General features: G+C 59.8%; 13 protein-coding genes. 10 read left to right on the forward strand and 3 right to left on the reverse strand.

The genetic code is table 11. From position 1 onward, the window contains the following. Positions 1-34: 34 nt before the first annotated feature. Positions 35-1,288 carry a tyrosine--tRNA ligase gene (tyrS, locus tag N434_RS07520; protein ID WP_110756961.1) on the reverse strand — a complete coding sequence of 418 codons (1,254 nt, stop codon included), beginning with the start codon at positions 1,286-1,288 and terminating at the stop codon, positions 35-37. Between the two features lie 148 nt (positions 1,289-1,436). Between tyrS and N434_RS07525 the strand changes: the two genes are divergently transcribed. Further along, the gene (locus N434_RS07525) at positions 1,437-2,561 is read left to right on the forward strand and encodes an anhydro-N-acetylmuramic acid kinase (RefSeq protein WP_110756963.1); all 1,125 of its coding nucleotides are present in this window, start codon (positions 1,437-1,439) and stop codon (positions 2,559-2,561) included. A 236-nt stretch (positions 2,562-2,797) separates the two neighbouring features. Here the strand turns inward: N434_RS07525 and N434_RS07535 are convergent, their stop codons facing one another. Next, positions 2,798-3,475 (reverse strand): alpha/beta hydrolase, encoded by a 678-nt coding sequence (locus N434_RS07535; protein ID WP_003522662.1) that lies wholly within the window; start codon positions 3,473-3,475, stop codon positions 2,798-2,800. A 212-nt stretch (positions 3,476-3,687) separates the two neighbouring features. Here N434_RS07535 and N434_RS07540 point away from each other — a divergent pair, with 212 nt between their 5' ends. The 7 genes from N434_RS07540 to sufA all read left to right on the forward strand — a co-directional run bounded on the left by N434_RS07540 (position 3,688) and on the right by sufA (position 10,920). Further along, complete coding sequence (locus tag N434_RS07540; RefSeq protein ID WP_110756965.1) at positions 3,688-4,857, forward strand: cysteine desulfurase family protein; 1,170 nt, start codon at positions 3,688-3,690, stop codon at positions 4,855-4,857. Between the two features lie 199 nt (positions 4,858-5,056). Next, on the forward strand, positions 5,057-6,526 hold the full coding sequence (gene sufB / locus N434_RS07545) for a Fe-S cluster assembly protein SufB (RefSeq protein WP_020809911.1): 1,470 nt from the start codon (positions 5,057-5,059) through the stop codon (positions 6,524-6,526). Between the two features lie 182 nt (positions 6,527-6,708). After that, positions 6,709-7,464 (forward strand): Fe-S cluster assembly ATPase SufC, encoded by a 756-nt coding sequence (gene sufC, locus N434_RS07550; protein WP_003522658.1) that lies wholly within the window; start codon positions 6,709-6,711, stop codon positions 7,462-7,464. A gap of 24 nt (positions 7,465-7,488) precedes the next feature. Further along, the gene (gene sufD / locus N434_RS07555) at positions 7,489-8,760 is read left to right on the forward strand and encodes a Fe-S cluster assembly protein SufD (RefSeq protein ID WP_110757202.1); all 1,272 of its coding nucleotides are present in this window, start codon (positions 7,489-7,491) and stop codon (positions 8,758-8,760) included. Continuing rightward, positions 8,753-10,003 (forward strand): cysteine desulfurase, encoded by a 1,251-nt coding sequence (locus tag N434_RS07560; protein ID WP_110756966.1) that lies wholly within the window; start codon positions 8,753-8,755, stop codon positions 10,001-10,003. The genes sufD and N434_RS07560 overlap by 8 nt, the downstream gene beginning before the upstream one ends. A 38-nt stretch (positions 10,004-10,041) precedes the next feature. Next, positions 10,042-10,425: an SUF system Fe-S cluster assembly protein gene (locus tag N434_RS07565; protein ID WP_110756968.1), complete on the forward strand. Its 384-nt coding sequence runs from the start codon at positions 10,042-10,044 to the stop codon at positions 10,423-10,425. A 105-nt stretch (positions 10,426-10,530) separates the two neighbouring features. Continuing rightward, positions 10,531-10,920 carry a Fe-S cluster assembly scaffold SufA gene (sufA, locus tag N434_RS07570; RefSeq protein WP_059760334.1) on the forward strand — a complete coding sequence of 130 codons (390 nt, stop codon included), beginning with the start codon at positions 10,531-10,533 and terminating at the stop codon, positions 10,918-10,920. A 204-nt stretch (positions 10,921-11,124) separates the two neighbouring features. On the opposite strand, the gene N434_RS07575 is transcribed toward sufA, so the two are convergent. Continuing rightward, a complete protein-coding gene (locus N434_RS07575) occupies positions 11,125-11,415 on the reverse strand; it encodes a hypothetical protein (protein WP_110756970.1) in 291 nt (96 codons plus the stop codon). A gap of 174 nt (positions 11,416-11,589) precedes the next feature. On the opposite strand from N434_RS07575, the gene N434_RS07580 reads away from it, so the two are divergent. Both N434_RS07580 and N434_RS07585 read left to right on the forward strand, forming a co-directional pair. Next, positions 11,590-11,823, forward strand: coding sequence for a hypothetical protein (locus N434_RS07580; RefSeq protein WP_065115926.1), 234 nt, complete (start codon positions 11,590-11,592; stop codon positions 11,821-11,823). Next, entirely contained in the window at positions 11,792-12,319 is a 528-nt protein-coding gene (locus N434_RS07585; RefSeq protein ID WP_110756971.1) for a DUF6714 family protein, read from the forward strand. The genes N434_RS07580 and N434_RS07585 overlap by 32 nt, the downstream gene beginning before the upstream one ends. Positions 12,320-12,350 lie beyond the last annotated feature (31 nt).

Below are 12,350 nucleotides of genomic sequence, written 5' to 3' on the forward strand. Positions count from 1 at the left end.
TTTCGCAGTCCTCGATGCGATGTTTTTGTAAGTCTTACGCTGGGCGAACCAGAACGTGCTTCTTCTTGCCGACCGACAGCTTGATGACGCCGTCGCCGGTCACTTCACCGGAACCGACCGTCTGGCGCTCATCCGAAACGCCGATGTCGTTGATCTTCACCGCACCGCCCTGAACGTGGCGGCGGGCTTCGCCGTTCGAACCGGCAAGGCCGGCGCGGACGATGAGGGAAAGGACACCGACGCCGGCTTCGAGTTCGGATGCCGGAACCTCGATTGAGGGCAGATTTTCAGCGAGCGCACCTTCCTCGAAGGTCTTGCGCGCCGTCTCGGCCGCTTCTTCCGCTGCGGCACGGCCATGCAGGATCGCCGTCACTTCGGTTGCGAGGATTTTCTTCGCCTCGTTGATCTCCGATCCGCCAAGGGCGGCGATACGGGCGATCTCATCCATGGGCAGGGTGGTGAAGAGCTTGGCGAAGCGCACGACGTCGGCATCTTCCGTATTGCGCCAGTATTGCCAGAAATCATAGACCGGCAGCAGGTCCTTGTTCAGCCACACGGCGCCCGATGCCGATTTGCCCATCTTCGCACCCGAAGAGGTGGTGAGCAGCGGCGAGGTCAGTGCGTAAAGCTGCGGCGTCCCCATGCGGTGACCGAGATCGATGCCGTTGATGATGTTGCCCCACTGATCCGAACCGCCCATCTGCAGCTGGCAGCCGGTGCGCTGGTTCAGCTCCACGAAATCGTAGGCCTGCAGGATCATGTAGTTGAATTCGAGGAAGGACAGCGACTGCTCGCGATCGAGGCGCGTCTTCACGCTGTCGAAGGACAGCATGCGGTTGACCGAGAAATGGCGGCCGACATCGCGCAGGAATTCGAGGTAGTTCAGACCACGCAGCCAGTCGGCATTGTTGATCATCAGCGCCGGATTATTGGCGCGGTCATAATCGAGGTAGTTGGCGAAGACATGCTTGAGCGAGGTGATGTTGTCCTCGATCATGTCGATCGTCATCAGCTTGCGGGCCTCTTCCTTGAAGGAAGGGTCGCCCACCATGCCGGTGCCGCCGCCCATCAGCGAGATCGGCTGGTGGCCGGTCTTCTGCATCCAGTGCAGCATCATGATCTGGGTGAGGTGGCCGACATGCAAACTCGAAGCCGTCGGGTCATAGCCGATATAGGCGGTCACGGTTTCCTTGGCGAACAGTTCGTCGAGACCTGCCTCATCGGAGATCTGGTGAATGAAGCCGCGCTCGTCGAGCGTGCGGAGGAAATCGGACTTGAACCTGGACATAACCTTTTACTTTCTGGTTTGATCTTTGCCGTCATCGAGAACCAATGAACGTCGCGGCTTTATCATTGTTTTTTGAAATGTGCACCCGTTTCGGCCATGAATATCGGGATTCACTCCATGATGATTCGAGATTGCAGGGGAGCGGCAGGTGGGCGAGGTCAAAACGGCAATCGGGCTGATGAGCGGCACATCGATGGACGGCATCGATATCGCCCTGTTGCGCACGGATGGCGAAAGCGTGGTGCGGCATGGGCCGAGCGGGTATTTCCCCTATGATCCGGGCTTGCGCGCCATCTGGCAGAAGGCATTGGTTACGGCCAAAACCATTCGTGAGCGGCGCGAACGTCCCGGCGATCTGGCGGAGGCCGAGCGCAAGCTGACGCTTGCCCATGCGGCGGCGGTGAAATCCTTTCTCCACCGTCACCGGCTTCTGCCCGATGATATCGATGTCATCGGGTTTCATGGACAGACCGTGCTGCACCGGCCGGATGAGGCGCTGACCGTGCAAATCGGCGATGGTGCACTGCTGGCCTCCGAAACCGGTATTGATGTGGTGTACGACATGCGGGCCAACGACATGGTGCATGGCGGGCAGGGTGCGCCGCTGATCCCGGCCTATCACATGGCGCTTTCCGCCAATCTGCCTGATGGGTTCGAAACGCCGGCCGTCTTCGTCAATATCGGCGGCATCTCCAATCTGACTTATATCGGTGAGGCGGGGCGGCTTGCCGCTTTCGATAGCGGCCCCGGCAACATGCTGATCGACCAGTGGATCGAGGCGCATACGGGTAAGGCTTTCGACAAGGGCGGTAGAACGGCGGCCGGCGGCAGCGTCGTCGCGCCGCTGGTGGCGCGTTATATGGAAAGCCCGTTCTTCTCGGCCAACATCCGCCGATCGCTGGACCGCGGTGATTTTGTGCCGCCGAAAAAAGGGGAAGTCTCGCTGGCGGATGGGGCGCGGACGCTGGCGCATCTGACCGGTGCCGCGATCCTCAAGTCCGCAAGTTACCTGCCGGAGGCGGCGAAGACCTATGTGGTCTGTGGCGGCGGGCGGCTCAATCCGGTCATCATGGCGGAATTTGCCGAGCTTGCCGCAAAGGTGGGCGCGCGGGTGATCGCTGCGGAAGAGGCGGGTTTTGATGGCGGGGCGATGGAGGCGGAGGCCTGGGCCTATCTGGCCGTGCGTTCGCTTAAAGGGTTGCCGCTGACCTATCCCGGCACGACGGGGGTGAAGGAGCCGGTGACGGGTGGGGTTTTGGTGCGGTCACGTTAGACGGCGGTGGGCTTGGCTTACCCCCTCTGCCCTGCCGGGCATCTCCCCCACAAGGAGGGAGATCGAATCGCGGCAGCCTTTCGACCATCTTGAACGTCGCAGCTGAGGCGAAGAGTAAGCGTCCTGCCAATCTCCCCCCTTGAGGGGGAGATGCCCGGCAGGGCAGAGGGGGGTAAGCCACACCCACCGTCGATCATTGTAGATAAATCGAGACCTGCGTTAGAAAGTGCGGCCAATCACCGAATGCGCTTCGCCGCCGGTTCCGGCACAAGCTCACCGTTCAGGCGGCGGTCGAGATAGTCCTCGCATTCGCCCATCAGCTCATCCACCTTGCCGTTGAAGAAGTGGTTGGCGCCGGGAACGGTGCGGTGGGTGATGAGGATGCCCTTCTGGGTCTTCAGCTTTTCAACGAGGCCGTTGACGTCCTTCTCGGGCGCGACCTTGTCGCTGTCACCATTGATGATGAGGCCCGACGACGGGCAGGGGGCGAGGAAGGAGAAGTCGTAGGTGTTGGGCTGCGGCGCAATCGACATGAAACCTTCGATTTCCGGACGGCGCATCAGAAGCTGCATGCCGATCCAGGCACCGAAGGAATAACCCGCGACCCAGCAGCTTTTCGAATCGGGATGCAGGCTCTGCACCCAGTCGAGCGCGGAGGCGGCATCGGAAAGTTCGCCGGCGCCGTGGTCGAATTCACCCTGGCTGCGGCCGATGGAACGGAAGTTGAACCGGAGCGTCGTGAAACCGCGCTTCTGGAAAAGATAAAACAGCTGATAGACGATCTGGTTGTTCATCGTGCCGCCGAATTGCGGATGCGGATGAAGGATGATCGCGATCGGCGCGCTCTTTTCCTTGGAGGGTTGATAACGGCCTTCGAGGCGACCCGCAGGGCCGTTAAAGATGACTTCGGGCATTGGTACTCCGGTCCGTGTTTTTTCGTTCCCGAACCGCATTCTGCCAATGAGAAGACTTGACGAACTGTGTCAGCTTTTCTAGAACGCAGTTTAGAACAATTCGAAACTTTGCGTGTGCTTAAGCACTCGGGTGGTGTCATAAGGCAAGCGCAACTGTAATTTCAAGAAAAATGCGTTTTTGCGCATTGAAGATTGGATAAAGCCTCACCGCCATGACGGGTTTGACGCGCACATATATGGACTGGAACGCCACGGCGCCGCTTTTGCCCGCCGTGCGTGATGTTCTTGTCTCCGCGCTCGATCTTGCCGGCAACCCGTCTTCGGTTCACCGGGAAGGGCGCGCGGCCCGTGCGGCCGTCGAGGCCGCCCGGCGCGAGGTTGCGGCACTTGCCGGCGCGCAGGCTGCCCATGTCACCTTTGCCAGCGGAGCGACGGAAGCCGCCAATCTGGTGCTGACACCCGAATTCAAAATGGGGCGCAGCCCGGTGCGGGTCAGTCGCCTTTACGTTTCGGCCATCGAACATCCGGCTTTCCGCGAAGGCGGGCGGTTCGGCAAGGATGACGTAACGGAAATTCCTGTTACGTCAGCGGGCGTTCTCGACCTTGCGGCGCTCGAGGCGCTGCTGGCATCACACGATGCCGCTGCGGGTCTGCCGATGGTTGCCTGCATGCTGGTGAACAATGAAACCGGCATAGTTCAGCCGGTGGCGGAAGCGGCGCGGCTGGTACATGCGGCGGGCGGATTGACGGTTGTCGACGCCGTGCAGGCGGCAGGCCGCATTCCACTCGATATCAATACCCTCGACGCCGATTTCCTCGTCGTCTCGTCCCACAAGCTTGGCGGCCCCAAGGGTGCCGGCGCTCTCATTTCGCGCGGCGAGGTGATGATGCCGAAGCCGCTGATCCATGGCGGCGGGCAGGAAAAGGGACATCGCTCGGGTACGGAAAATACCCTGTCTGTCATCGGTTTCGGTGCTGCGGCGGCTGTTGCGACCCTGAATGTGGGCGTTGAAGCGGCGCGTCTTGCCGCTTTGCGGGCGCGACTGGAAGACGGCATGCGGGTGAGTGCGCCCGACGTGATCATTCACGGCGAGGATATCGCCCGTGTCGGCAATACCACGTTTTTCACCCTGCCGGGCCTGAAGGCGGAAACGGGGCAGATCGCCTTCGATATAGAAGGTATCGCGCTGTCTGCCGGTTCGGCCTGCTCGTCCGGCAAGGTGGGGGAAAGCCATGTGCTGAGCGCGATGGGGCGTGATCCGAAGCTCGGCGCGCTCAGGATTTCGCTTGGCCATGCGACGGACGAGGCGGACATAGACAGGACGCTTGCGGCGTTCACGAAAATTGCCGGGCGGCGCAAGCTTTCCGGTCAGGCCGCTTGAAAAAGCGGCAAAGAATTGCGGAATCGCAAATTTCCGCTTGCCGGGATGTGTGAAAAGCGCCATCCCGCACCTACATGGGTATAAGCTCCGCCCCGGCTGACGGCTCGGAACGATTTGCCCGAAGATGAATAAGGCGGCTTTCCGCCTTGATACGTTGACAAGCCACCGGACCTTGGCTCCGGCGAGATTGGAGAACGACATGGCAGCGGTTCAGGAAACGATCGATCAGGTCCGCCAGATCGATGTGGACCAGTATAAATACGGCTTCGAAACCAATATCGAAGTCGACAAGGCCCCGAAGGGTCTTTCGGAAGAGGTGATCCGTTTCATCTCGGCCAAGAAGCAGGAGCCGGAATGGATGCTGGAATGGCGTCTTGAGGCTTACAAGCGCTGGCTGACGATGGAAGAGCCGACCTGGGCACGCGTCAGCTACCCCAAGATCGATTTCAACGACCTCTATTATTACGCCGCGCCGAAGACCGCGCCCGGCCCGAAGTCGCTCGATGAAGTCGACCCGGAGCTTTTGAAGGTCTATGAGAAGCTCGGCATTCCGCTGAAGGAACAGGAAATCCTCGCCGGCGTCGAAAAGCGCCCGGTGGCCGTGGATGCCGTGTTCGACAGCGTCTCGGTCGTCACCACCTTCAAGGCGGAACTGGCCAAAGCCGGCGTCATCTTCATGTCGATTTCGGAAGCCGTGCGCGAGCATCCGGAACTGGTGAAGAAATATCTCGGTTCTGTCGTTCCGACGACGGACAATTTCTACGCGACGCTGAACTCCGCTGTCTTTACCGACGGCTCCTTCGTGTTCGTGCCGAAGGGTGTTCGCTGCCCGATGGAGCTTTCCACCTATTTCCGCATCAACGAGAAGAACACCGGCCAGTTCGAGCGTACGCTGATCATCGCTGAAGAGGGTGCTTACGTCTCCTATCTGGAAGGCTGCACGGCGCCTCAGCGCGACGAGAACCAGCTTCACGCCGCCGTTGTCGAACTGGTGGCGCTTGATGACGCCGAAATCAAATATTCCACCGTCCAGAACTGGTATCCGGGCGACAAGGAAGGCAAGGGCGGCATCTACAACTTCGTGACCAAGCGTGGCGATTGCCGCGGCGACCGTTCGAAGATTTCGTGGACGCAGGTGGAAACCGGCTCGGCCATTACCTGGAAATACCCGTCCTGCATCCTGCGCGGCGATGACAGCCGTGGCGAGTTCTATTCGATCGCGGTCTCCAATGGCCATCAGCAGATCGATAGCGGCACCAAGATGATCCATCTCGGCAAGAACACGTCGAGCCGCATCATCGCCAAGGGCATTGCCGCCGGCTTTTCGGAAAACGTCTATCGCGGTCAGGTTTCGGCCCACCGCAAGGCGACCAACACCCGCAACTTTACGCAGTGCGACAGTCTGCTGATCGGCGACAAGTGCGGCGCGCATACCGTGCCCTATATCGAGGCGAAGAATTCCTCTGCGCATTTCGAGCATGAGGCGACGACGTCGAAGATTTCCGAAGACCAGCTGTTCTATTGCCTGCAGCGCGGCATTCCCGAGGAAGCGGCGATCGCACTGATCGTCAACGGCTTCGTCAAGGAAGTCATTCAGGAGTTGCCGATGGAATTTGCCGTGGAAGCGCAGAAGCTGATCGGCATTTCGCTGGAAGGTTCGGTCGGTTAACTCTTGCTCGACGTCATCCTCGGGCTTGACCCGAGGATCTACGGCCCTTGGCCTGAGCAGAGACAACCCACTTCCTGGATCCTCGGGTCAAGCCCGAGGATGACGGATGAGAGATTTGAGACAAGCCCTGACGGGGCGCACGAGGCGGTCCTTGAAACCGCACCATGAACAGGAACAAAACCATGCTTGAAATCATCGACCTGCACGCAAAGATCGCCGATACCGAAACCGAGATCATCAAGGGTCTCAACCTGAAGGTTGCTGCCGGTGAGGTTGCTGCCATCATGGGGCCGAACGGTTCCGGCAAGTCGACGCTGTCCTACATCCTGTCGGGCCGCGAGGACTATGAAGTCACCTCCGGTGACATTCTCTATAACGGCGAAAGCATTCTGGAACTGGATGCCGCCGAGCGTGCGGCCAAGGGCATCTTCCTTGCCTTCCAGTACCCGGTCGAAATTCCCGGTGTCGCCACCATGCAGTTCCTGAAGGTTGCGATGAACGAGCAGCGCAAGGCGCGCGGCGAGTCTGAGTTGACGACGCCGGACTTCATCCGCCGCGTCAAGGAAGCCGCTGGCGATCTGAAGATCGACATGGAGATGCTGAAGCGTCCGCTCAATGTCGGCTTCTCCGGTGGTGAGAAGAAGCGCGCTGAAATCCTGCAGATGGCGCTGTTGGAGCCGAAGCTCTGCGTTCTCGATGAAACCGATAGCGGTCTCGACATCGACGCCCTGAAGATCGTGGCTGACGGCGTCAACGCGCTGAAGTCGCCGGATCGCGCCACCGTTGTCATCACCCACTATCAGCGCCTGCTCGATTACATCGTGCCTGATAGCGTTCACGTTCTCTACAAGGGCAAGATCATCCGCTCGGGTGACAAGGCTCTGGCGCTGGAGCTGGAAAACAACGGTTACGCCGACATCATCGGTGAAGCGGCCTAAGCCAGAGGCCAGGAGGTGATGTCCATGAACATTCAAGCTACCAACCGGCTGACGCCAGCGGAAACCGCGCTGGTCGACGCCTACACCGCCAAGTTCAGCGAACTGCCGGGCGATGGCGCTGTTGTTGCCGCCCGTGACGTGCTGTTTGATGATCTGAAGACCGGCGGTCTTCCGACCCGCCGCATCGAAGCATGGCACTATACCGATCTGAAAAGCCTGCTGCGTGCCGTTCCGGAAGACCGGCCCGCGCCGGTTATCGAGAAGCAGGCGCCGACGATTGCCGGTTCGCTGGTTGCCTATATGCAGCACGGCACGGCCGATATCGGCAAGATTGAAGACATCCGCGTGTCGCGCTTTGCCGAGAGCCTGGCTGACGGTTCCGCTGCCGCCGGCCTTGCGGAAGCCAGCAAGGATGACGCGATCGGCCGTATCAATGGCAGCTTCGTGCGCGATGGTCTGGTGCTCGAGATTCCGGCCGATGCTGAGATCGAAAAGCCGATCGAATTGCAGGCGGTCCATGGGGCAGGCCAGGTTCACAGCCGCTTCCCGGTCCGTTTCGGCAAGGGTTCCAAGGCAACCGTCATCGAGCGTCACCTTTCGGTGACGCCCGATGCAGCCTTTGTTTCGTCCGTTACCGACATCGTCGTTGAAGATGGCGCGGAAATGACCTGGATCATCCTGCAGCAACAGGGTGCGGCCGATATCCATCTTGGCCAGCTGCGCATGAAAATCGGTGCGGACGCCAAGATTCGCCTGTTCATTGTCAATGCCGGCGGCAAGCTGGTGCGACAGGAACTGCGCATCGACGTGGAAGGCGAGGGCACGGACCTCATCGTTCGCGGCGTCAACCTTCTGGGCGGCGAAACCCATACCGATGTGACGATGGTTCTTGGCCACAACGTGCCGAACACGACCTCGACGGAAGTGTTCCGCAACGTGGTGTTCGACCGTGCCAAGGGCATTTTCCAGGGCATGATCCGGGTGGCGCCCGATGCCCAGAAGACCGACGCGAAAATGGCCTGCAATACGTTGCTGATGTCTGACGATGGCGAGTTCTCGGCAAAGCCGGAACTGGAAATCTTCGCTGACGACGTTCAGTGCGGCCATGGTGCGACGGTTGCCGATATCAGCGACAACCATCTCTATTACCTGATGGCGCGCGGTGTGCCGCGGGCAAAGGCGCGGGCGATGCTCGTCAACGCCTTCGTCGCCGAGATCGTCGAGGAACTGGAAGAAGAAAATCTGGTAGAGGCGCTGGAGACGATCATCTCCGGCTGGCTGGAACATCATGCCTGAGAGCGAACGCGCCGCAGTGGCGGCCCCTTATGACATCGAAGCCGTGCGCCGGGATTTCCCGATCCTGTCGCGCGAAGTCTATGGCAAGCCGCTGGTCTATCTCGACAACGGCGCGTCCGCTCAAAAACCGCAGGTGGTGATCGACGCCGTTTCGCATGCTTATGCGAACGAATATGCCAATGTGCATCGCGGCCTGCATTTCCTCTCCAATGCCGCAACCGACGCCTATGAGGCGGCGCGCGAAAAGGTGCGCCGGTTCCTGAACGCCGGTTCGGTGGACGAGATCGTCTTCACCAAATCCTCCACCGAGGCGATCAATACGGTTGCCTATGGTTACGGCATGCCCAAGATCGGTGAGGGCGACGAGATCGTCATCTCGATCATGGAGCATCACTCCAACATCGTGCCGTGGCATTTCATCCGCGAGCGGCAGGGCGCCAAGCTCGTCTGGGTGCCTGTGGATGATGACGGCGCGTTTCATATCGAGGCTTTCGAAAAAAGCCTGACGGAGCGCACCAAGCTCGTCGCCATCACCCATATGTCGAATGCGCTCGGTACCATCGTGCCGGTCAAGGAGATCTGCCGCATCGCCCATGAGCGCGGCATCCCGGTGTTGATCGATGGCAGCCAGGGCGCTGTTCACATGCCGGTCGATGTGCGCGATATCGATTGCGACTGGTATGTGATGACCGGCCACAAGCTTTACGGACCCTCCGGCATCGGCGTGCTCTATGGCAAGGCGGATCGCCTGCGCGAGATGCGGCCGTTCCAGGGCGGTGGGGAGATGATCCTCGACGTTTCCGAAGACAATGTGACCTACAACGAGCCGCCGCACCGTTTCGAAGCGGGCACGCCGCCCATCGTGCAGGCCATCGGCCTCGGTTACGCGCTCGACTACATGGACAATCTCGGCCGTGCCGCAATTGCTGCTCACGAGGCCGATCTTGCCGCTTACGCCGCGGAGCGGTTGCGCGAGATCAATTCGCTGCGCATCATCGGCAATGCGCCTGACAAGGGCGGTATCTTCTCCTTCGAACTTGAGGGCATTCACGCCCATGATGTTTCGATGGTGATCGACCGGCGCGGCGTTGCGGTCCGTGCGGGCACCCATTGCGCCATGCCACTCTTGAAACGCTTTGGCGTCACCTCCACATGCCGGGCATCGTTCGGCCTTTACAATACCCGCGCCGAAGTAGACTCTCTTGTTGAGGCGCTGGAATATGCGCGCAAATTTTTCGCCTGATATCGGGATTTGAGAGATCAGGATTGAGGTTTAAGACCATGACTGCCGAAGCCACTGCAAAGACCCAGGATGCGACCGAAGCTCAGGAAAAGGTTTCGACCATTCCGCCGGATGAGTTGGCACGCCTCAGCGACGATGTGATCGCGGCGCTGAAGACCGTCTACGACCCGGAAATTCCGGCCGATATCTTCGAACTCGGTCTCGTCTACAAGATCGACATCGAGGATGACCGGATGGTGAAGATCGTCATGACGCTGACGGCGCCCGGCTGCCCGGTGGCCGGTGAAATGCCGGGCTGGGTGGAAAACGCGGTTGGTGCTGTCGAGGGTGTTTCCGGCGTCGAGGTATCGATGACCTTCGATCCGCCGTGGACACCGGACCGTATGTCGGAAGAAGCACAGGTCGCCGTCGGCTGGTACTGACGTGATTTTGACGGATGTCATCCCTTGATGACATCGTCCGGCGCACTTAAATTGAATTCCATAAGCATCGAGCCTTGAACTCGATTGTCGAAGGAGAATGGGCCCATGGGCTTTGCGATCATGACCATGACCGGGGCTGCCGCCTCGCGTGTTAAAGCAATCGTCGAAAATTCCGGACCGGATGCCAGGGGCGTGCGCGTCGGCATCAAGAAGGGTGGCTGCGCGGGCATGGAATATACCATCGATCTCGTGACCGAGCCGGATGCGAAGGACGATCTGGTCGAATTCGAAGGGGCGAAGGTCTGGGTTCAGCCTTCCGCCGTGCTTTATCTGCTCGGCACCCAGATGGATTTCGAAGTGACCAAGATGCGCTCCGGTTTCACCTTCAACAATCCGAACCAGACATCCGCCTGCGGCTGCGGTGAATCGGTTGAGCTGAAACCTGCCGATCTGGCGGCGCTGGCGAAGCAGCGTGAGGCTGAAGCGAGCGTTTGATCGCTTGCGTGGGCTCTTCGATGGCGCGGGGGGCCTTTCATTGTGCACGCAGCATTCCTGCAAACGCGACGTCATCCTCGGGCTTGACCCGAGGATCCATTCCCCTCACATCGCATGAAATGTGCGTAGATCCTCGGGTCAAGCCCGGGGATGACGGAGGACAGGTCTGAGCTTCCGTTTCCCGGAACTGATTGTCACCGGAAATCAGTTCTCGGAGGACGATGACTGCTGTTTCAGCGTATCGATAAAATCCGCCAGCGGATGAATCGATGGCGTCGTCATCAACAGCGACTCGAGAGCCGCAGCGATCTTCCCGCAATCCTCCCCGGCAAGTGACCGAAGGCTTGAGCTGACTTTGTTGTAGTCGGGCGTCCCGCGTGACGCGAGGGAGCGATTGATCACAAACAGCTCCGTCTGTCCGTCAATCCGTTCGACGAAGAGGGCGAGCGAACCGCCGTCTGCGGCAGCGGCGCTGTCCGATACCGATTTGAACATCCATACTCCATCCGGTAAACTTGAGGGCGAGCCTATCCGATTGACGCCCTGACGCAAGATCAGCAAGGTTGTCGGATATTCTGCGAGGTTTGGCGGAGGGGCGGAACCGCCTGCCACCCATGCTGGAAGGCGTTTCGGACCGCCGGCAGGATTGGATCGTGGAGAGTGAACGGGATGGATATCAGCGGCGCCTCGATTGATATTTGGACGATAGGGCTGATCGTCGCCAGCGTCGTGGCCGGCCTGACGCTGATTGCCGGTATTGTTTGCCTTGCGTTCTACTGGGAGGAGATAAAGGGATCTGCGGCGTCCAAGGGTGACGCGTTGAACAGTCCCCCGCTCGAGCGGACCGAGGGTGGAGACTGGCCGACAGTGCATGGCGACGGGAGTGGGGGAGCCCATCATTGAACAGTCAGACGATTTGATGAGGCCGCAACCCGATAATATCGCGAATGCGAAAGCCGCGGTGCGAGAGGCATTCGCGGATGTTACCCTGGGCGGCGGCGTCGGCCTGTCCGAGGCGCAGGCGCTTGATGATTATGCGAGCAATGAGGTTCGCGCCGCATGTCGTGCTGGCGATGAGAAGACTGATTGGGCCGCGATCCCGCTGAAGGACCTCAACAGACATTCCGGCAGCCCAGCCTTCCTTGATGCTGAAGGAATGCGATTTCATTTGCCCGCCTATATGATCGCCGATCTCGATGGCGACTACAGGCACGAATTCACACCCTATTTGTGCGGATGCCAGGAGACGTTTTCCTTATTGACCCCTTTGCAGCGGGATGCCGTGGAAATGTATCTCCGTGCCATCAGTGAAAAGGAAAACCTGCCGTCCTATCAGGACGATGTGGAGCGCGCGCTCGAAGAATGGGCGGCCAGTGCACATTCCCCGGCGAGCGATTAGAGCGGATCGGGTCAATCCACCAGGAAGACGT

The sequence above is a fragment of the Rhizobium sp. UGM030330-04 genome (genome assembly GCF_003208455.1).
GTDB lineage: Bacteria > Pseudomonadota > Alphaproteobacteria > Rhizobiales > Rhizobiaceae > Agrobacterium > Agrobacterium rhizogenes_A.